The organism is Halomonas sp. E19 (assembly GCF_052439355.1).
GTDB lineage: Bacteria > Pseudomonadota > Gammaproteobacteria > Pseudomonadales > Halomonadaceae > Halomonas.
The window spans coordinates 818,858-839,083 of record NZ_JBNFWU010000001.1; the positions used below are offsets into that span (position 1 = coordinate 818,858).

Annotated in this window: 13 protein-coding genes and 7 pseudogenes; 10 read left to right on the forward strand and 10 right to left on the reverse strand. The window is 66.5% G+C overall.

The features are described 5' to 3' along the window. Window positions 1–20: 20 nt before the first annotated feature. Together ACUDAL_RS04370 and ACUDAL_RS04375 are read left to right on the forward strand one after the other, a co-directional pair. Window positions 21–1,294: pseudogene (locus ACUDAL_RS04370) on the forward strand (NAD(P)/FAD-dependent oxidoreductase); the annotation flags it as partial. Window positions 1,295–1,501: 207 nt separating this feature from the next. Beyond that, entirely contained in the window at window positions 1,502–2,089 is a 588-nt protein-coding gene (locus ACUDAL_RS04375) for a glycine zipper 2TM domain-containing protein (RefSeq protein WP_444679307.1), read from the forward strand. A 130-nt stretch (window positions 2,090–2,219) separates the two neighbouring features. On the opposite strand, the pseudogene ACUDAL_RS04380 reads toward ACUDAL_RS04375, so the two are convergent. From ACUDAL_RS04380 to ACUDAL_RS04395, 4 genes and pseudogenes are all read right to left on the reverse strand, one after another. Beyond that, window positions 2,220–3,131, reverse strand: a pseudogene (locus ACUDAL_RS04380) (Na+/H+ antiporter NhaC family protein). A 1-nt stretch (window position 3,132) separates the two neighbouring features. Then, a pseudogene (locus ACUDAL_RS04385) lies at window positions 3,133–3,435 on the reverse strand (Na+/H+ antiporter NhaC family protein); the annotation flags it as partial. Window positions 3,436–3,449: 14 nt separating this feature from the next. Beyond that, window positions 3,450–4,130 carry a hypothetical protein gene (locus ACUDAL_RS04390; RefSeq protein WP_444677261.1) on the reverse strand — a complete coding sequence of 227 codons (681 nt, stop codon included), beginning with the start codon at window positions 4,128–4,130 and terminating at the stop codon, window positions 3,450–3,452. 176 nt (window positions 4,131–4,306) lie between these two features. Further along, window positions 4,307–5,680 (reverse strand): annotated as a pseudogene (locus tag ACUDAL_RS04395) (glutamine synthetase family protein). A 241-nt stretch (window positions 5,681–5,921) separates the two neighbouring features. On the opposite strand from ACUDAL_RS04395, the gene ACUDAL_RS04400 reads away from it, so the two are divergent. From ACUDAL_RS04400 to ACUDAL_RS04415, 4 genes and pseudogenes are all read left to right on the forward strand, one after another. Beyond that, window positions 5,922–6,707 carry a gamma-glutamyl-gamma-aminobutyrate hydrolase family protein gene (locus ACUDAL_RS04400; protein ID WP_444677262.1) on the forward strand — a complete coding sequence of 262 codons (786 nt, stop codon included), beginning with the start codon at window positions 5,922–5,924 and terminating at the stop codon, window positions 6,705–6,707. A gap of 24 nt (window positions 6,708–6,731) precedes the next feature. Then, a pseudogene (locus ACUDAL_RS04405) lies at window positions 6,732–8,145 on the forward strand (aspartate aminotransferase family protein). Then, window positions 8,142–9,646: pseudogene (locus tag ACUDAL_RS04410) on the forward strand (aldehyde dehydrogenase). The pseudogenes ACUDAL_RS04405 and ACUDAL_RS04410 overlap by 4 nt, the downstream one beginning before the upstream one ends. Window positions 9,647–10,158: 512 nt before the next feature. Beyond that, a pseudogene (locus ACUDAL_RS04415) lies at window positions 10,159–11,102 on the forward strand (DNA recombination protein RmuC). On the opposite strand, the gene ACUDAL_RS04420 reads toward ACUDAL_RS04415, so the two are convergent. The 6 genes from ACUDAL_RS04420 to gatC all read right to left on the reverse strand — a co-directional run bounded on the left by ACUDAL_RS04420 (window position 11,099) and on the right by gatC (window position 16,924). Next, window positions 11,099–11,752, reverse strand: a complete 654-nt coding sequence (locus ACUDAL_RS04420; protein ID WP_444677263.1) for a methyl-accepting chemotaxis protein — start codon at window positions 11,750–11,752, stop codon at window positions 11,099–11,101. The pseudogene ACUDAL_RS04415 and the gene ACUDAL_RS04420 sit on opposite strands and share 4 nt — an antisense overlap. Beyond that, window positions 11,749–12,822, reverse strand: coding sequence for a methyl-accepting chemotaxis protein (locus ACUDAL_RS04425; protein ID WP_444677264.1), 1,074 nt, complete (start codon window positions 12,820–12,822; stop codon window positions 11,749–11,751). The genes ACUDAL_RS04420 and ACUDAL_RS04425 overlap by 4 nt, the downstream gene beginning before the upstream one ends. A 209-nt stretch (window positions 12,823–13,031) precedes the next feature. Next, entirely contained in the window at window positions 13,032–13,583 is a 552-nt protein-coding gene (locus tag ACUDAL_RS04430; RefSeq protein WP_444677265.1) for a cupin domain-containing protein, read from the reverse strand. Between the two features lie 54 nt (window positions 13,584–13,637). Then, complete coding sequence (gene gatB / locus ACUDAL_RS04435; protein WP_444677266.1) at window positions 13,638–15,092, reverse strand: Asp-tRNA(Asn)/Glu-tRNA(Gln) amidotransferase subunit GatB; 1,455 nt, start codon at window positions 15,090–15,092, stop codon at window positions 13,638–13,640. Continuing rightward, entirely contained in the window at window positions 15,092–16,552 is a 1,461-nt protein-coding gene (gene gatA, locus ACUDAL_RS04440) for an Asp-tRNA(Asn)/Glu-tRNA(Gln) amidotransferase subunit GatA (RefSeq protein WP_444677267.1), read from the reverse strand. Before gatA ends, gatB begins: the two co-directional genes overlap by 1 nt. A gap of 84 nt (window positions 16,553–16,636) precedes the next feature. Beyond that, window positions 16,637–16,924, reverse strand: coding sequence for an Asp-tRNA(Asn)/Glu-tRNA(Gln) amidotransferase subunit GatC (gatC, locus tag ACUDAL_RS04445; RefSeq protein WP_444677268.1), 288 nt, complete (start codon window positions 16,922–16,924; stop codon window positions 16,637–16,639). A gap of 183 nt (window positions 16,925–17,107) precedes the next feature. Between gatC and ACUDAL_RS04450 the strand changes: the two genes are divergently transcribed. From ACUDAL_RS04450 to ACUDAL_RS04465, 4 genes are all read left to right on the forward strand, one after another. After that, a complete protein-coding gene (locus ACUDAL_RS04450; RefSeq protein WP_444677269.1) occupies window positions 17,108–18,145 on the forward strand; it encodes a rod shape-determining protein in 1,038 nt (345 codons plus the stop codon). A 72-nt stretch (window positions 18,146–18,217) separates the two neighbouring features. Further along, entirely contained in the window at window positions 18,218–19,096 is an 879-nt protein-coding gene (gene mreC / locus ACUDAL_RS04455) for a rod shape-determining protein MreC (protein ID WP_444677270.1), read from the forward strand. Then, window positions 19,096–19,596, forward strand: coding sequence for a rod shape-determining protein MreD (gene mreD / locus ACUDAL_RS04460; protein ID WP_444677271.1), 501 nt, complete (start codon window positions 19,096–19,098; stop codon window positions 19,594–19,596). The genes mreC and mreD overlap by 1 nt, the downstream gene beginning before the upstream one ends. Then, window positions 19,593–20,183 carry a Maf family protein gene (locus ACUDAL_RS04465; RefSeq protein WP_444677272.1) on the forward strand — a complete coding sequence of 197 codons (591 nt, stop codon included), beginning with the start codon at window positions 19,593–19,595 and terminating at the stop codon, window positions 20,181–20,183. Before mreD ends, ACUDAL_RS04465 begins: the two co-directional genes overlap by 4 nt. Window positions 20,184–20,226 lie beyond the last annotated feature (43 nt).

The following is a 20,226-nucleotide window of genomic DNA, read 5'->3' on the forward strand; positions in this document are numbered from 1 at the left end:
CTTGTAAGTGTGAGGAAGTGATGTCGAACAATGCCAACGCCGAGCATGTGGCCTCCTACTATGCCGCTACGTCCAACCCGTCGCCCGAGCGGGCTGCCCTGGTGGGCGATATCGAGTGCGAGGTGTGCGTGGTGGGCGCCGGCTTCACCGGCATCTCGTCGGCGCTGCACCTGGTGGAACAGGGTCGGCGTGTGGTCGTGCTGGAAGCCGCCCGCGTAGGCTTCGGCGCCTCGGGGCGCAACGGCGGCCAGATCGTCAACAGCTACAGCCGCGACATGGACGTGATCGAGGCCAAGTACGGCACCGGGACCGCTCGCGCCCTGGGCGATATGGCCTTCGAGGGCAATCGCATCATCCGCGAGCGCATTCGCCACTATGCCATCGCCTGTGATCTCAAGAACGGCAATCTATTCGCCGCCTGCAATCGCAAGCAGTTCGAGGGCTGCGCGAGCACAAGGCGCTGTGGGAACGGTTCGGCAACCACGAACTCGAGCTGCTGGAGGGCGAGGCTTACCGGCGAGAGGTGGGCAGCGCGCGCTACGTCGGCGCGCTGGTGGATCACTCCGGTGGGCACCTGCATCCGCTCAACCTGGTGCTCGGCCAGGCCGCCGCCTTCGCGTCGCTGGGTGGCGTCATCCATGAACAGACGCCGGTCATCGCGGTAGAGCACGGCGAGCGGGTCACCCTGCGTACTCCGCAGGGCAGCGTGCGCGCCGAACGCGTGGTGATGGCCGGCAACGCCTACCTGCAAGGGGTGCTGCCGGAGCTGGAGAGCAAGTCGATGCCCTGCGGCACTCAGATCATTACCACCGAGCCGTTGCCGGAGGCGCTGCGCCGCGAGCTGATCCCCAACGACATGGCGGTGGAAGACTGCAACTATCTGCTCGACTACTACCGTTTCACCGCCGATGGGCGTCTGCTCTACGGCGGCGGGGTCAACTACGGCGGCCAGGATCCGACAGACATCGCCGCGGTGATTAGGCCCAAGATGCTCAAGACCTTTCCCCAGCTTGCCGAGGTGCGCATCGACTTCGCCTGGAGCGGCAATTTCCTGATGACGTTGAATCGCCTGCCTCAGTTCGGTCGGCTCAACGACAACGTCTACTACGCCCAGGGCTATTCGGGCCATGGGGTGACCTGCTCACACCTGGCGGGCAAGTTGATCGCCGAGGTGATACGCGGCGACAGCCAGCGCTTCGATGCCTTCGCCGGCTTGCCGCACCTGCCGTTTCCCGGCGGGCGGCTGCTGCGGGTGCCGCTCTCGGCGCTGGGCGCCTGGTACTGCGCTACGCGGACCGGCTCGGCTGGTGAGTGTCGCCAAGGGCTGACACCGGGACAAAAACGTGAAAGCCGCTGCGTTGCGCTCATGGCCGTGCGTCGACGCCGTATACTGACGGTATCCCACGGGTGGCATGGAGCCGCCGCCCTGCGTCTCTCCTCCACATCGCATCGAGCCGAGCCTTGTCAGCCCGGGCGCACTGCGTCCTGCAGGAGGAGTATCATGAATAAATCGATCGTGATCGGAACTACGCTAAGTGTGCTCGGCCTGGGTGGTCTGGCCCTGGGCGCGTGGCAGGTGCAGCAGGACCAGGAGCCGCAGGAGCGCGGCCCCCAGTTTGCCGAGGTCGTGGCGGTACAGCCGGTGACGCGCAGCGTCGAAACGCCGCGCGAAGTGTGTGAGGACGTGGTCGTGCACCAACAGGCGCAGGCACCCAGCCGCGATCCGCATCGCATCGCCGGCACCGCGGCGGGGGCCGTGGTGGGCGGCCTGCTGGGCAATCAGGTCGGCGGTGGCAGCGGCAAGACCCTGGCCACCGTGGCAGGGGCGGTCGGCGGCGGCTACGCCGGGCGCGAGATCCAGGGGCGTATCGAGGCCAACCAGACCCAGACCTACACCACCACGCAGCGACAGTGCCATACCGTCATGGACAGCTCCGAGGAGACCGTGGGTTACGACGTGACCTGGCGTCACGGTGAGCTGACCGAGGTCTCGCGGCTGGATCACCGGCCCCAGGGCAACCGCGTGCTGCTCGACGAGGGGCAGCCGCGCTGGGACCTGCCGCTGGCCAGTGCCGCCAACGAAGGTTGAGCTCTCCCTCGTTCCCATGCGGGATCCTTATTGCACGAAGCCGCCGCCGCCCTTGGGCGACGGCGGCTTCGTCACATCGGTGGAATGCCGTCACCACACCCACCGCTATTGCGTTGACCTGCCGCTACCCTCAGGCGGCGACCGGCCGGGAGACGCCGCTGCCGTCCTCGGCGCGCTTGCCGAGCAGGCGCAGACAGAGCGCCAGAACGAGCAGCCCGAGCCCGAGGCCGAGCCACCAAGGCAGGCCGTGCCCTACCGCCACGCTGCCGAATACCAGCGCTATCACGCCGACCAGCAAGGCATAGGGCAGTTGGGTGCGCACATGCTCGATCAGGTCGCAGCCGCTGGCCATGGCCGCCAGCAGGGTCGATTCGGCGAGCGGCGAGCAGTGGTCACCCCACACCAGCGCCGGCCAGTACGCCGGCTACCGAGGCGTAGAGCAGCGGCATGCCCTCGGCGGTGCCCGCCAGGCCATGCAGGTCGAGGATTGCCCAGGCCAGGGAATGGTCAGCGGCATCATGATCCCCATCACGCCCCAGGAGGAGCCGGTGGCGAAGGCGGTGAAGGCTGCCAGGGTGAAGATGGCCGCTGGCAGCCACTGGGGCGAGAGTGCCTCGCCCAAGGCAGCGATCAAGAAGTCGCTGGTGCCCAGGGTGGCGTTCACATTGGCCAGGGCCCAGGCCATCATCAGGATGGTCAAGGGCAGCAGCATCGACTTGACCCCTTCGAACCAGTAGTGGGTGGTCTCGCTCATGGTCATCAGGCGCTGGGCCAGGGTCATCACCACGGCCGTGATACAGGCCGCTAGCGATCCCCACATCATGGCCGCGAAAGCGTCGCCCTCGCCGAAGATATCCCAGATATCGTGTTCCCCTGGCCCAGCTCCGCGGCACCGGTGGTGTAGATCCCGCCAATGGTGAAGGCCACCAGCACGAGCATCGGCACCACGGCATTGAGGCGCGCAGCGCGATCCCCGGCTTGGTCTCGATCTCGGCCTCTTCCACCACCGCCTCCCGGGGCGTGACCGGCGAACGGCCGGCATGACCGGCCAGGGCCCGGCGTTCGGCAACCAGCATGGGGCCGAAGTCGCGTCGGCTCCCTACCAGCAGGAAGACGAAGGCCACCGCCATAAAGGGATAGAAGTTGTAGGGCAATGCCTGGATGAAGACGCTGTAGGCGGACTCGTTCCAGCCATCGATCTCGCTCATGGCCTGCTGAATCAAGCCTACCTGAAAGCCGATCCAGGTAGTCACCAGCAGCACCGCCGAGACCGGTGCCGCGGTGCAGTCGACGATATAGGCCAGCTTGGCGCGTGAAATGTGCAGCCTGTCGAAGATGTTGCGCATGGTGTTGCCCACGATCAGCGCATTGGCGTAGTCGTCGAAGAAGATGGCCAGCCCCAGCAGGCCGGTGGTGGCCTGGGCCTGGCGGCGGTTGCGGATATAGCGGGTGATGCGCGCCGCGATCCCTGGGTGCCGCCGTTGCGCGAGATGATCCCCACCATGCCACCGATCAGCAGGCAGAACAGCACTACCGCCATGTGTTCGCTGTCGCTGGCGGCTTCCAGCAGATGTACGCTCACCGTTTCATTGAAGGCAGTGAAGAGGGCGGCGGCGCTCATGCCGTGGTAGATCCAGCCGCCCAGCAGGATGCCCAGGAAAAGGGCGGCGATCACCTGGCGAAACACCAGGGCGATGCCTATGGCGGTGAGTGCCGGCACCAGCGAGAGCCAGGCGGGAATGGCGGTGAGCACCTGGCGCTCCAGCATCTGGCCCTCGGCGTCGAACAGCTCCAGCACCCCGCGGCTGCCGGCGAGTGTCGCCTCGGCGAGCCGCTGGCCCGTCTCGTCTTCGAACAGTGCCAGGGCCTGACCATCCAGCGTCAAGCGCAGGCCGGTGCCATCGTCGACGCCGATCTCGAAGCCGACGCCTTGAAGAATCAGGCCTGGGGGCGAAAGGCGCTCATCGGCCAGCAAGGAGCCGGTGAACAGCAGTAGTAACAGCAGGCTCATCTGCCAGAACAGGCGTTGCGGGGTGTGCATTGGAGATTGCCTCGTCGTTGTTGGAGGTTGTTGGGATGGGCAAATCCCGGCCTGCCGGCTCGCAAGACGAGCCGGAGATGCCGTGCTTCTTCTCTAGAGGTTGGGAGGATCGGTCGAAGGGCTAGGGTTGGCTGCCGTGCGCACCTCACCAGGCCCGGGCGCGCCGAGCCTTGCGATCAGACGTGGCGCAGGTACCAGTCGTACTCCAGCTGGCTTACCGCCTTCATGGCCTGGGCCCGCTCGGCACGGCGGTTGGCCACGAACACCTGAATGAAGTCGCGCCCCAGTGCCTCGCCCAGCACCTCGTCCGCCTCCAGCAGGTCCAGGGCCTGCTGCCAGCTATTGGTCAGGCTATGCGCTACCTGGGCGTAGGCATTGCCGACGATGGGCGGGGGCGGCGTCAGTTTGCGACTGAGGCCGTGGTGCAGCGACGCCAGCAGGGTAGCCAGCAGCAGGTAGGGATTGACGTCGGCACCGGCGACCCGGTGTTCGATGCGCCGGGCGCAGCGCGGGCCGGAGGAACGCGCAGCGCCACGGAGCGGTTGTCGAACCCCCAGGTGGGTGCCATCGGCACATAGAGCCCCGGCTGGAAGCGGCGAAAAGAGTTCAGGTTGGGAGCGAACAGCGCCATGGAGCTGGGCATGCGCTCGAGCAGGCCGGCCACCGCCTGGTTGAGGTGCGGGCTACCGAGGGCGTCATCGCCGGGTTCACTGAAAACGTTGTGACCCTCGGCGTCGAGCAGGCTGATGTGGACATGGGTGCCGCTGCCGGCCTCCTCGCCGTAAGGCTTGGCCATGAAGCTAGCCTCGAAGCCGTGCTTGAGCGCCACGCCCTTGATCAGGCGCTTAAGCAGCACGGCGCTGTCGCAGGCCCTCATCACATCGTCACAGTGGATCAGGTTGAGCTCGAACTGCCCCGGGGCGCACTCCTTCAGCGCGGTGTCCAGGGCAGGCCCTGGCCGCGGCGGCGCTTTGAATATCTTCCAAAAAGTCGGCGTACTCATCCAGTTCCAGCATCGAATAAAGCTGGCTCTGGGTGGCGCGCTCGCCGCTGCCCGGCGAGCGCGGCGGCTGGATCAGCCTCGCCTCGGTGCGCTGGCGGTCGACCAGGTAGAACTCCAGCTCAAGCGCTACCACCGGGGTCAGCTCCATGGCGGTCAGTCGGCCCAGCACCCGGGCGAGCACCTGGCGGGGATCGGCGAAGAAAGGCGACTCATCCGCTTCCACCATGGACATCAGCAGCTGGCCCTGGCGGCCGTTGCGCAGCCAAGGCACCGGCATCAGGCTGCCGGGAATCGGACGACACAGGCGATCGCTGTCGCCGCTGGTCAGCCCCAGGCCTGTCTCCTCGATGGTGTTGCCATTGATGTCCAGCGCAAACACCGAGGCGGGCAGCGCGATACCGCTATGGTAGGCCTTGGCCAGGTTGCCGCGAGGGATGCGTTTGCCTCGGATGACCCCGTTGAGGTCGTTGATCAGCAGATCGAAACTGTCGATCTGCGGATGGCGGTCGAGGAAAGCCTGAACATCATCGGGGGAGTGGGAAGGCATGGTGCTCACCTGAGGGTCTTAGGATCGTTGTTGATGACATTCATCCTTTCTCGATGCGCTCGTGTTGTCAAATTCTTTACGTGTTATGCGCATGGCGGTTTTCTCAATATATCATTTTATCTATTTAATTCAGTTATTTATAGGGATTCGGCGTGTTTTGGTTGCGATGGGGCTTGGAAAGATAAATCAACGTGAGTATGTTGAATAAAACATAACAACGTCGTTGTGCAAGGAGACCGTCATGCCGACACGACCCCTGGTGGGGGTTATCGCCTGCCGCCGCGAGGTGGAAGGGCACGCCGCCCAGATGGTGACCGACAAGTACCTGAGCGCCTTGCGCGAGTATGGGCTGAACCCGGTGATCCTGCCGGTGTGGAGCGACCAGGAACAGGACCCTGAGGCAGCCAGGGGACTGCTTTCCCGGCTCGACGGGCTGCTGCTCACCGGCAGCTACTCCAACGTGGAACCCGCTCGCTACGGGGCCGAGCGTGCGCCGGAGAACCGGCGTGACGACCGCGATCGCGATGCCGCCGCCCTGACCTGGATTCACGAAGCGCTGGCGCTGAAACTGCCGCTTTTCGGGATCTGTCGCGGTTTCCAGGAGCTCAACGTGGCCTTCGGCGGCAGCCTGCACCAAGCGGTGCAGCGCGTGCCCGGCATGCTCGACCATCGAGAGCCCTGCGCTGCCGACCAGGCGGCCCAGTATGCCCCGGCGCATGATCTCGTGCTGCGCGGCGAGGGCATCCTGGCACGTCTGCTCGGCACGTCTCAAGCGCGGGTCAACTCCCTGCATCAGCAGGGCATCGACCGTCTGGGCGAGGGCCTGGTGGCCGAGGCCTGGGCTCCGGATGGGCTCATTGAGGCGGTCTCGGTGGCGCAGGCCGCCACCTATGCCCTGGCCGTGCAGTGGCATCCGGAATGGCAGCCGCGCGAGCATCCTTTACACGATGCGCTATTTCGCAGCTTCGCTGCAGCCTGCATTGCCCATCAGGGCGTTTCCCACCCTTCCACCACCCAGCCGGCCTGAGGGCCTTGAGCGGAGAAATCGCTAATGAATACCCGTGACTATCAGGACCTGGACCGTGCCCACCACCTGCACCCCTTTACCGACTTCAAGGCACTGGGCGAGGAGGGTAGCCGCATCGTCACCCATGCCGAGGGAATCTATATCCACGACAGCGAAGGCAACCGCATCCTCGACGCCATGGCCGGGCTGTGGTGCGTCAACCTGGGCTATGGCCGCGAGGAGCTGGTCGAGGCGGCCACCGCGCAGCTGCGTGAGCTGCCCTATTACAACAACTTCTTCAAGACCACCCATCCGCCGGCGATCAAGCTCGCCGAGAAGCTGGTGCAGCTGGCGCCGGCACATATGAACCGGGTGTTCTTCACCGGCTCGGGCTCCGAGGCCAACGACACCGTGCTACGCATGGTGCGCCGCTACTGGGCACTCGAAGGCAAGCCCGACAAGCAATGGATCATCGCCCGTGAGAATGCCTACCACGGCTCCACCGTAGCCGGCCTGAGCCTTGGCGGCATGGCGCCGATGCACGGCCAGGGCGGTCCCACGGTGCCCAAGATTGCCCATGTGCGACAGCCCTATTGGTTTGGGGAAGGGCGAGGCATGCAAGGGGGCGGCAGTGACCCCGACAGCTTCGGCCGCGAGTGCGCAGCGGCCCTGGAGGCGAAGATTCTGGCGCTCGGCGAGGAGAACGTTGCCGCCTTCATCGCCGAGCCGGTGCAGGGCGCGGGTGGCGCCATCATTCCGCCGGCGAGCTACTGGCCGGCCGTCAAGGAGGTGTTGGCCAGGTACGACATCCTGCTGGTGGTGGACGAAGTGATCTGCGGTTTCGGCCGCCTGGGGGAGTGGTTCGGCAGCGTCCACTACGATTTGAAGCCCGACCTGATGCCCATCGCCAAGGGTCTCTCGTCCGGCTACCTGCCGATCGGCGGGGTGCTGGTAGGCGATCGGGTGGCCGAGACCTTGATCGAGGAAGGCGGTGAGTTCTTCCACGGCTTCACCTACTCGGGCCATCCGGTGTGCGCCGCGGTGGCGCTGAAGAACCTCGAGCTGATGCAGGCCGAGGGCATCGTCGAGCGGGTGCGTGACGACGTGGGACCCTATCTCGCCGAGCGCTGGGCCACCCTGGCCGAGCATCCGCTGGTGGGCGAGGCGCGCTCCCTGGGGTTGATCGGTGCGCTGGAGCTGGTCGGTGACAAGGCCACCGGCGCGCGTTTCCCAAATCCTCGGCGTCGGCACCCTGTGCCGCGACATCTGTTTCGAAACCGGCCTGGTGATGCGCTCGGTGGGTGATACGATGATCATTTCACCGCCGCTGGTGATCCGCCGTGCCGAGGTCGACGAGCTGGTTCGCCTGGCCCGTCAGGCGCTGGACGAGACCGCTCGCCGCCTGGCCGCAGGCAGCGCCGTGGATGACCGCCCCTACCTGGAGGAGACCCGCTCGTGAGCCATTCCCCATCGCCCCGCACCCTGGCCGACTGGCAGGCCCGCGCCGCCGAGCTTTCGTTCGAGTCGCGCGCCTTCATCGACGACAGCTTCGTCGCTGCCGAAAGCGGCGCCACCTTCGAGTCGCGCAATCCGGCCACCGGCGAGATGCTGGCCCAGGTGGCTAGCTGCGACGAGCCCGACGCGGCGCGCGCCGTGGCGGCGGCGCGCCGGGCCTTCGCTGGCGGCGCCTGGTCGCGGCTGGCGCCGGGCAAGCGCAAGAAGACCCTGCTGCGCCTGGCCGACCTGATGGAAGCCCACAAGCACGAACTGGCGCTGCTCGACACCCTCGACATGGGTAAGCCCATTTCGAGCTCATTGGGCGACATGGCCGGCGCCATCGCCTGCATTCGCTACCAGGCCGAGTGCATCGACAAGCTCTACGGCGAGGTGGCACCCACCGGCGAGGAGACCCTGGCGCTGGTGCTGCGCGAGCCCATCGGCGTGGTGGCGGCCATCGTGCCGTGGAACTTCCCGCTGATGATGACCGCCTGGAAGATCGCCCCGGCGCTGGCCGCGGGCAACAGCGTGATCCTCAAGCCCTCGGAGAAGTCGCCGCTCTCTGCGCTGCGCCTGGCCCAGCTGGCCAAGGAAGCCGGGCTGCCCAGGGCGTGTTCCAGGTGCTGCCGGGCTTCGGCCACACCGTGGGCAAGGCGCTGGCGCTCTCCATGGAAGTCGACTGCCTGGCCTTCACCGGCTCCACCGCGGTGGGCAAGCAGCTGATGCAGTACGCCGGGCAGTCCAACCTCAAGCGGGTTTATCTCGAGTGCGGCGGCAAATCCCCCAACATCGTCTTCGCCGACTGCAAGGACCTCGACCAGGTGGCCAGCCACGCCGCCGCGGCGATCTTCCACAACCAGGGCGAAGTGTGCATCGCCGGCTCGCGGCTGCTGGTGGAGAACTCGATCCGCGACGACTTCGTCGAGCGAGTGCTCAAGGCCGCCGAGACCATGCAGCCGGGCGATCCGCTGGACCCGCAGAGCTTCATGGGTGCCATCGTCGACGAGACCCAGCATCGGCGTATCCTCGACTACATCCGCCAGGGCGTAGAAGAGGGTGCACGGCTGCGCAGCGGCGGCAAGGCGCTGGAGGGGCCGGGGCTGTTCATCCCGCCCACGGTGTTCGACGGCGTCACGCCGCAGATGACCATCGGCCGCGAGGAGATCTTCGGTCCGGTGCTGGCGGTGTTCGGCTTCGACAGCGAAGAAGAGGCGGTGGCCATGGCCAACGACACGCCCTACGGACTGGCGGCAGGGCTGTGGAGCCAGGACATCGACCGCATCCTGCGCGTGACGCGGCGGCTGCAGTCGGGCCAGGTGTTCGTCAACAACTGGGCGGGTGGCGACCAGACCATGCCCTTCGGCGGGGTCAAGCAGTCGGGCAACGGGCGCGACAAGTCGCATCACAGCCTGGAGGAGTACTCCGAGCTCAAGAGCGTGTGGATGTCACTGCAACCAAGCTGATCCTGTCAAAAACCGGCAGGGGATGAGCCGGTGGTCGTGGCAGGTATACTGGCGCCACGACCGCCTGCAGGAGAATTCCCTTGACCGACCTCGCCACGCTGCTGGCCACGCTTCCCCTAGGCTACGCCATGGCGCTCACGGCGCTAGTGGCGTTCCTGCTCGCCTTCGGCCTGGCCGGCTGGCTCGCCGCGCGACGGCAGCGTGCCGAGGCGGCGCGGCACGAAGCCGCCTTGGTTGACTTGCGTGTGCGGCTGGCCGAGCGTGAGAAGCAGCTCGATGACGCAAAGCAAAGGCTCGGCGAGGTGCAGGTGAGCGAGGCCCGACTGGCCACCATGCTGGAGCAGAAGCAGCAGCACTTCGAGGCCCAGCTGGCCCTGCTGCGCGACAGCCGCGACCAGTTGCGCCAGGAGTTCGAAAACCTCGCCAACGAGATTCTCGAGCGCAAGGGACGCGCTTTCTCCGAGCTCTCCCAGCAGCGCATCAGCGGCCTGCTGCAGCCGATCCAGGCGGAAATGAAGGGCTTTCGCGAGAAGGTGGAGTCGATTCATCGCCACGATACCGAGCAGCGTGCCGGGCTGCGCGCCGAGTTGCGCCACCTGCAGGCGCTCAACCGCGAGATCACCGATCAGGCCGAGCGCCTGACCCAGGCCCTGCAGGGGCAGAAGAAGGTGCAGGGCAACTGGGGCGAGCTGATGCTGGAGAACGTGCTGGAGGGTTCCGGCCTGCGCCCCGGCAAGGATTACCAGCGCGAGGTGAGCTTCGCCACGGCGGAGGGTCGCCGTCGCCCCGATGCGGTGGTCTACCTGCCTCAGGGGCGCCACCTGGTGATCGACGCCAAGACCTCGCTTGCCGCCTATGTGCGCTACGTCAACGCCGAGGACGAGGGGAGAGAGGGCAGGCCCTGGCCGCCCATGCCACGGCGGTGGGCGAGCGTATCGCCGAGCTGGCCGACAAGCACTATTACGACCTGCCGGGCCTCAATTCGCCGGATGTGGTGATCATGTTCATCCCGGTGGAGTCGGCCTACGTCGAGGCGCTCAAGCACGACGAGACCCTTTACCAGCGCGCCATCGAGCACAACGTGCTGGTGGCCACGCCCACCACGCTGCTCACCAGCCTCAACGTGGTGCGTCAGCTGTGGCGCTTCGAGGACCAGAGCCGCCACAGCGCCGAGCTGGCCAATCGCGCCGAGAAGTTCTACAACAAGCTGCGCCTGTTCCTGGAGAGCATGCAGGAGGTGCAGGCCAAGCTCGACGGCGCCCGCGACAGCTACGACCGTGCCATGGGGCAGTTGGTCAACGGGCGCGGCAACCTGATCAAGCAGGCCGCCGAATTCCAGGAGCTGGGAGTGGCGGTGAAGAAGGAGCTGCCCGCCGAGCTGGTCGAGCGGGCGGGGCTGGAGCTGGAGGCCGCCCGCCCCCGCCAGGCGCTGCCGGACGGGGGCGGGCGAGGCTAGGAGTTGCCCAGCCAGGGAGGTGGCTCAGAAGTTGGCCCACTCCGGCTGGCGCTCTCTGGTGGCAAGCTGCAGCTGTTGCATGATGGGTTTCGGGGCGGGAAGCGTCTCGGCGTTGATCGTGCTTCGGTCGTGGCTGCGAGCAGGGGTGGAAGCTGAAAGGCGGCCATGGCGTTCAACAGCTGACGGGCATGCTGACGCAGATTGTCGGCTGCCGTGGCGCTCTCCTCCACCAGGGTGGCGTTCTGCTGGGTGACCCTGTCCATCTCGGCCACGGCCGTTCCGGCTTCCTGTACACCGGCGCTCTGCTCGACGCTGGCCTGACTGATTTCCCGCATCAACTGGCTGACCCGCGCGATGGTCTCGACGATCTCCTCGGTGGCTTGACGAGCCTCCGCGGCCCGGGCGTTACCGCTCTTCACCCGCTCCACGTTGCTGGTGATAAGTGCATTGATATGGCTGGCGGCGTCGGCGCTCTTCTGCGCCAGCTTGCGCACCTCGGCGGCCACCACAGCGAAGCCGCGGCCGTGCTCGCCAGCGCGTGCCGCTTCCACCGAGGCGTTGAGCGCCAGGATATTGGTCTGGAAGGCGATGTCGTCGATGGTCGAGATGATGCTGGCGATCTCGCTTGCACTGCTATCGAGTTCGTTCATGGTAGCCGCCATCTGTTCCACCGCCATGCCCCCTGGCGAGCCTTGTGCGAGGCACTCTCCGCTTCTCGGCTGGCTTGAGCTGCATTGTCGGTGTTCAGTACCACGGTGCTGTTCAGCTCTTCCATGGCCGAGGCGGTCTGGGTCAGAGCGCTGGCCTGCTGCTGGGTGCGTGAGGCGAGGTCGGTGTTGCCCTCGGCGATTTGCTCACTGTTGCTGGCCACGGCTTCGGCGGCCCCGCGAACCTGGGCCACGATGGCCTGGAGCTGGCGTGCCATTTCCACCTGCGACGCCATGATGCTGCGCCGGTCGCCTTCGCGCAAACGCACGCCGGTAGCCAGTTCACCGCGGCCGATCGCCTCGGCGAAGGCTTTCACCTCATGGGGCTCGGCGCCGAGCTCGCGCAGCAGCTGGCGCGCCAGCAGAAAGGCGATCAGGCTGCCCACCACCAGCGCCGCCAGGCACAGGGCCAGCATCAGCATCTGAAAGCCGGACGCGGTGTCGCGGGCCAGCGCGGTATCGGCTGCGCTCTCGGCTTCCTGGTGGTCGATGAAGTCATTGATACGATCGAGCCAGGCAAAGAAAGCCGGGCCGGCCTCGCTCAACAGGATGTCGCGTGCCCCGACGATGTTGCCCTGTGCGCGATGCGTCATGACCTGGGCGGCCAGTCGTTGTGTCGCGTCGGCTTGACGCTCGATGGCTGCCAGCAGCTCGCGTTCACGTGAGGAAGCGCTGAGCTGAATGGCGTCCGTCATCCCGCTGGCGGCGCGCTGATAATCGTTTGCCAGCGCCTGGTAGTCGCGCTCCAAGGCGGCGAGGGCGGCAGGTGATTCGACCAGAGTCATGTCGCGCAGCAGAATCGCGCGGTCATGCACGCTGCCGCGCCAGTCGATGGCGTGGCGCTGCTTGGTGCCATTGATGTCGTTGATGGTGGTGAGGCTGTGGTCAATGCGGTTCACCTGCACGATACCGATGGCGGTAAGCAGTACGATCAAGGCGAGCACGGTGGAAAATCCGATGAGCAGGCGAGAGCGAATGCCCAGGCGGGCGAGGCGGGCTGAGGAAGCCTTCATGTGCTTGGTTCCCTTGTACGTGTAGTGGTAGGCCTCACAGGGAGGTCCATTGTTGTACAAGGCGTACTCTAATTATTGTACATAATTTATGCAAAATGCTTTTATCCTATACAGCCGATAGCCATTCCCAGGGGCGGGGACGGCATGTATCTGACTGACATAAAAAACCTGCCGCTCGGGCAGGCCTGGATAGAGCTTGTACAAAAAGGTTAGAAGGCGCGGGCCGGCGTGCAGCAGCTCACCAGCCGGCAGGGCTCGCTGCCGAGGTTGCGGAAGCGGTGGGGCACGTTGGTGTCGAAGTAGTAGGCTTCACCTGGGCCGAGCAGGCGGGTCTGGGGGCCGATGGTGATCTCGATCGTGCCCTCCAGCACCACGCCGGCTTCCTCGCCCTGGTGGGCGATCATCTCGCGCCCAGTGTCGGCGCCGGGCGGGTAGGTTTCGATCATGAAAGCCAGCGCCCGGCTGGCACGGTTGGCGCCAACCAGCTTGTAGATCACCTCGCCGCTGCCCATGTCGGCCAGCTCGTCGGCACCGTAGAACACCTGGTCGCGGCTCTCCAGCTCGAGAGTGAAGAAGTCGCCGACGCTGATGGGAATGGCGTCGAGGATCTTCTTCAGTGAGCTGACCGAAGGGCTCACCTTACCCTGTTCGATCAGCGACAGGCTGGAGTGGGTCACGCCGCAGCGTTTGGCCAGCTCGCGCTGAGAAATGCCGCGCAGGGTGCGCAGCGCACGCAGGCGGGTGCCGACATCATCTGACATATCTTCTCCTGAGCCGATGGGCGGGAACCGGCGTCCCGTCCCGCCCGTGGGCCTTCAGCAGAGCGCGTCGAGCTTCTGCTTGAGCAGCTGGTTGACCTGCTGGGGGTTTGCCGTGCCGCGTGATGCTTTCATCACCTGGCCGACGAAGTAGCCGATCATCTTGCCGCGCTTGTCCGGCTCGGCGTCGCGATACTGTGCCACCTGGGCCGGGCTGTCGGCGATCACCTGGTCGATCATCGCCTCGATGGCGCCGGTGTCGGTGACCTGCTTGAGTCCCTGTGCCTCGATGACGTCGTCGGCATTGGCGCCCTGGCCGTTCCACAGCGCATGGAACACCTGCTTGGCAGCCTTGCCGTTGATGGTGTCGTCGAGCACGCGCACCAGCAGTTCGCCGAGCTGGCGCGCCGAGACCGGGCTGTCGGCCATCGCCAGGCCCTCGCGGTTGAGCGCGCCCGCCAGTTCGCCCTGCACCCAGTTGGCGGCCTGCTTGGCATCGCCGCAGACCTCCTTCACTTCTTCAAAGTAGTCTGCCATCTCGCGGGTGGCGGAGAGCACGCTGGCATCGTAGGCAGAAAGGCCCAGTTCGTGCTCGAAGCGCGCGCGCTTGTCGGCGGGCAGCTCCGGCAGGTTATCCCGCAGGTGATCGATGTAGGCCTGGTCGAGCACCACCGGCAGCAGGTCGGGGCAGGGGAAGTAGCGGTAGTCGTTGGCCTCCTCCTTGGTGCGCATGCTGCGGGTCTCGTCGCGCTCGGGGTCGTAAAGGCGAGTCTCCTGCACCACCTGGCCGCCATCCTCGAGCAGCTCGACCTGGCGCTCCACCTCGTAGGCGATGGCGCGCTCGACGAAGCGGAACGAGTTGACGTTCTTGATCTCGGCACGGGTACCGAAGGCTTCCTGGCCCTTGGGGCGCACCGAGACGTTGACGTCGCAGCGCATCGAGCCCTCGGCCATGTTGCCGTCCGAAATGCCCAGGTAGGTGACAATGGAGTGGATCGCCTTGAGATAGGCGGCGGCCTCCTTCGCCGAGCGCATGTCGGGCTCGGAGACGATCTCGAGCAGCGGCGTGCCGGCGCGGTTGAGGTCCACGCCGGTCATGCCGTGGAAATCCTCGTGCAGCGACTTGCCGGCATCCTCCTCGAGGTGCGCATGGTGCACGCGGATCGGCTTAGTGGTGCCGTCCTCCAGCGTGATCTCGACCACGCCCGGCCCGACGATGGGCTGGTACATCTGGCTGGTCTGGTAGCCCTTGGGCAGGTCGGGGTAGAAGTAGTTCTTGCGGTCGAACACCGAGACCTCGGCGATCTCGGCATGCACCGCCAAACCGAACTTCACTGCCATGGCCACCGCGGCCTCGTTGAGCACCGGCAGCACGCCGGGCAGGCCGAGGTCGACGGCGCAGGCCTGGGTGTTGGGCTCGGCGCCGAAGGCGGTAGAGGCGCCGGAAAAGATCTTGGATCGGGTGGCGAGCTGGACATGGACTTCCAGGCCAATCACGGTTTCCCACTGCATCAGAGCGTCTCCTCGGCGAAGTCGGGGCGTTGACGATGCCAGTCGGTCGCCAGCTGGAACTGGTGGGCAACGTTGAGCAGGCGTGCCTCGGTGAAATGGCTGCCGAGGATCTGCAGGCCGATGGGGCGCTTGCCGGCAAAGCCGGCCGGCACGCTCATGCCGGGGATGCCGGCCAGGTTCACCGCAATGGTGTAGATATCTTGCAGGTACATGGAGACCGGGTCTTTCTTGGCGCCGAGATCGAAGGCCGGGGTGGGGGCGGCGGGGCCCATCAGCACATCGACCTCCTCGAAGGCGTCGAGGAAGTCCTGGCGGATCAGGCGGCGCACCTGCTGGGCCTTCTTGTAATAGGCGTCGAAGAAGCCCTCGGAGAGGGTGTGAGTGCCGATCAGGATGCGGCGCTTGACTTCGTCGCCGAAGCCCTCGGCGCGGCTGCGCTTGTAGAGGTCGATCAGATCGGTCGGGTTGTCGCAGCGGTGGCCGAAGCGCACGCCGTCGTAGCGCGACAGGTTCGATGAGGCTTCCGCCGGAGCGATGACGTAGTAGGCCGGAATCGCATAGTGGGTATGCGGCAGGCTCACCTCGCGCACGCTGGCGCCGAGCGCTTCGAAGACCTTGATCGCCTCGCGTACGGCGGCTTCCACCTGCGGGTCCAGGCCGTCGCCGAAGTACTCGCTGGGCAGGCCGATCTTGAGGCCGGAAAGCGCGGTGCCGAGCTCCTCGGTGTAGTCGGGCACGCCGCGGGCCACGCAGGTGGAGTCGCGCAGGTCGTGGCCGGCGATGGCGTTGAGCAGCAGGGCGCAGTCCTCGGCGCTGCGCGCCATGGGGCCGGCCTGGTCGAGGCTGGAGGCGTAGGCGACGATGCCGTAGCGCGACACCCGTCCATAGGTCGGCTTGAGGCCGGTGATGCCGCAGAAGGCGGCGGGCTGGCGGATAGAACCGCCGGTGTCGGTACCCATGGCGGCCGGCACCAGTCCTGCCGCCACCGCCGCCGCGCTGCCGCCGGAGGAGCCGCCCGGCACCGCGGTGAGGTCCCAGGGGTTCTTCACCGGGCCGTAGTGGCTGTTCTCGTTGGACGAGCCCATGGCGAACTCGTCCATGTTGGTCTTGCCCAGGCTGACGGTGCCGGCCTCGGCGAGCTTCTCCACCACCGTGGCGTCATAGGGGGAGATGAAGCTGTCGAGCATCTTCGAGCCGCAGCTGGTCTTGATTCCACGGGTGCAGAAGATGTCCTTGAGGGCCAGCGGCAGGCCGGTGAGCGGGCCAGCGTTGCCGGCGGCCCGCGCCGCATCGGCGGCATCCGCGGCGGCCAGGGCCTGCTCGGGCGTCGAGGTGATGAAGCTGTTCAGCTTGCCGTCGAGGCGTTCGATGCGGCCCAGCAGGTGCTGGGTCAGCTCACGGCTGGAGAACTCACGCGCTTCGAGCGAGCGGGCGAGTTCGACAAGAGTGTTGTCATGCATGCGGCATGGCTCCATGAAAGGTGCCGTTGGGCAGGGCTTGGGTGCTTGGGCGTGGTCGAAGGCGTCAGGGCAGGGCGCCCGGCTTCATTCGACGACCCGGGGCACCAGGTAGAGTCCGTTTTCCACCGCCGGGGCGCAGCGCTGGAACGCTTCGCGCTGATTGCCTTCGGTCACTTCGTCGGCACGCAGGCGCTGGGTGACGTCCAGCGGGTGGGCCAGCGGGGCGACGCCCTCGGTATCGAGCGACTGAAGCAGGTCGACCATCTCGAGAATGCGGCCGAGGTCATCGACGTAGCGAGCGGCGTCTTCGTCGCTCAGGCCTAGCCGGGCCAGGTGGGCGGCCCGCTGCACGTCTGCTTTTTCTAGCGCCATGGGCGAAATGTCCTCGCAGGAAAAATAAGAGAGGGTGACGAACAGCGGGGAAAGTTACCATATCCCGGGCATTTCGGGCACTCTTCCGGGCCGTGAGGTGGGCTGTCGCTTGCTGCGCAGGGGCCGCGATGATACCGTTTGCCTCCGCACTGGTCCCCCGCTCTGCACTAGGTAACGACGTCCATGTTCAAACGCTTGAGGGGGCTGTTCTCCAGCGATCTCTCCATCGATCTGGGTACAGCCAATACACTGATTTACGTGCGCGGTCGCGGTATCGTGCTCGACGAGCCTTCGGTGGTGGCCATTCGCCAGTCCGGCAACATGCGCAGCGTGGCTGCGGTGGGCGCCGATGCCAAGCGCATGCTGGGGCGTACCCCGGGCAACATCACGGCCATCCGGCCCATGAAGGACGGCGTCATCGCCGACTTCACCGTCACCGAGCAGATGCTCCAGCACTTCATCCGCAAGGTGCACCAGAGCACTTTCCTTACCCCGAGCCCGCGCGTGCTGGTCTGTGTGCCCTGCATGTCCACCCAGGTGGAGCGGCGGGCGATCAAGGAGTCGGCCGAGGGCGCCGGCGCCCGCGAGGTGTTCCTGATCGAGGAACCCATGGCCGCTGCCATCGGTGCCGGCCTGCCGGTCGATGACGCCCAAGGCTCCATGGTGGTGGACATCGGTGGCGGGACCACCGAGATCGCCATTATCTCGCTCAACGGTGTGGTCTATTCCGAATCGATCCGCGTCGGCGGCGACCGCTTCGACGAGGCGATCACCGCCTACGTGCGCCGCCACTACGGCAGCCTGATCGGTGAAGCCACCGCCGAGCGCATCAAGGAAGAGATCGGCTGCGCCTATCCCGGCGGCGAGCTGCGCGAGATCGATGTGCGCGGTCGCAACCTGGCGGAAGGCATTCCGCGCAGCTTCACCCTCAATTCCCACGAGATTCTCGACGCCCTGCAGGAGACACTTTCCCAGATCGTCGCCGCGGTCAAGAGCGCGCTGGAGCAGTCGCCGCCCGAACTCGCCTCGGACATCGCCGAGCGCGGCCTGGTGCTGACCGGTGGCGGCGCGCTGCTGCGCGACCTGGACAAGCTGATCGCCGAGGAAACCGGCCTGCCGGTCATTGTGGCGGAAGATCCGCTGACCTGCGTGGCGCGCGGCGGCGGTAAGGCGCTGGAGATGATCGACCGCCATACCTTCGAGCTGCTCTCCAGCGACTGACGTCGGCATTTCTCGCGGGAGGGGACGTCTATCAAACCGCTGTTCTCGCACGGGTCGGTGCCGGGCTATCGCATGCTGTTGTGTGCGATGGCCGCGTCTGCGTTGATGTTTGCCGACCACCGCTTCACGCGCATGGAAGACGTACGCGCCCACCTGTCCACGGTGGTCGCGCCGATCCAGCGCCTGGTGGCGGTGCCCAGCGACGTGCTGGCCTGGGGAACGCTGGCGCTTTCCGACCAGCGTGCCCTGGTGGAAGAGAACCGCCGGCTGCGCGAGCAGATGCTGCACCTGTCTCACCGCGTCCAGCACATGTCGAGCCTGACGGCGGAGAACGTGCGCCTGCGCGAGCTGCTGGGGGCGGCCGCCCAGATGGACGGCGCCTACGTCACCGCCGAGCTGCTGTCGCTCGATGCCGATCCCTTCGCCCACCAGATGGTGGTCGACCGGGGGCGCCGCAACGGGGTCTTCGTGGGACAGCCGGTGCTCGATGCGTCGGGGCTGGTGGGCCAGGTCACGGCGGTGTCGGCCTATTCCAGCCGCGTGCTGATGGTCTCCGATGCCAGCCACGCGCTGCCGATACAGGTCAATCGCAACGGCCTGCGCTTCGTGCTCCAGGGCAGCGGCCAGTACGATAGCCTGCGCGTGCTGCACGTGCCGGACACGGCGGACATTCGCGTGGGCGACCTGCTGGTGACCTCGGGCCTGGCGGGGCGTTTTCCCGCCGGCTATCCCGTGGCACGGGTGACGCAGGTGGTGCACGATCCCGGCCAGCCCTTTGCCCGCGTCAATGCCGCCCCCGTGGCGCGGTTGCAGCGCTCGCGCCATTTTCTGCTGATCTTCCCGCCCGACCCCGTGCCGATTCCCGACGAGGATAGCTGGGAGCGTGGCCTGCCTGCGGAGCTGGGCTTCATGCCGCTGCCCATGCCGGCCGATACAGAGGAGGAGGAGTAGTGGCGCATTCCCATCGTACGGCGCTTCCCTGGGTCTGGCTGACGCTGCTGCTGGCGCTGTGCCTGCAGGTCATGCCGCTGGCCGAAGGCTGGCAGCTGTGGCGCCCCGACTGGCTCGGGCTGATGCTGATTTACTGGTGCATGGCGTCGCCGGATCGAATCGGGGTCTTCCACGGCTTCGTCTTCGGGCTGCTGCTTGATCTCATTGAGGGCGCCACCCTCGGCCAGAATGCGCTGGTGCTGTCGCTGCTGGCCTTCCTCGCGGCGCTGGTCTATCCGCGTTTTCGTACCTATTCGCTGGTGCAGCAGGCGCTGCTGGTGCTGGTGCTGCTGGGGTTGGTGCAACTGGCCGAGCAGTGGCTGCGCACCCTGTTCGGCCCTTTCACGATGCACCTGGCCTTTCTTATCCCTTCGCTGATCGGTGCGGCGCTGTGGCCCTGGCTTGCCACCATGTTCCAGGCCTTCGAACGTCACCTGGCCAATCGGGGCGTCACGCCATGACGCTGCGTGCCGCGCGGCTGTGCCTCGCTTCCGCCTCGCCGCGCCGCCGCCAGCTGCTTGCGTCGATTGGCGTGGAGGTCGAGGTGCGCCCGGTCGACATCGACGAGACGCCCCGCGCCGGTGAGCCTGCCGAGGCCTACGTGAGCCGCCTGGCGCGGGAGAAGGCGCTGGCCGGCGCGCAGGATGCTGCGCTGCCGGTGCTGGGCGCCGACACGGCGGTGATCCTCGACGGGCACATCCTCGGTAAGCCGCGCGACGAGGCGCATGCCGCCGCCATGCTGGGTGCACTTGCCGGACGCAGCCACGAAGTGCTCACGGCGGTGGCGGTGAGCGGGCCGGCCGGGCTACGGGAGGCCTGCGTGGCCACCCGGGTGACGCTGCGCGCGATCGCCCCGCACGAGATCGCCGCTTACTGGGCCACCGGCGAGCCCGCCGACAAGGCGGGCGGCTATGCGATTCAGGGGCTGGCAGCGATCTTCGTCGAACGCATCGAAGGCAGCCATTCGGCCGTGGTGGGGCTGCCGCTGTTCGAAACCGCCGCGCTGCTGGCGCAGCAGGGCGTGACGCCATGGAAGGATGCAGTCTAGCGGCGACGCTATGTCATAATGCGCGCAGACTCGATTGGACAAG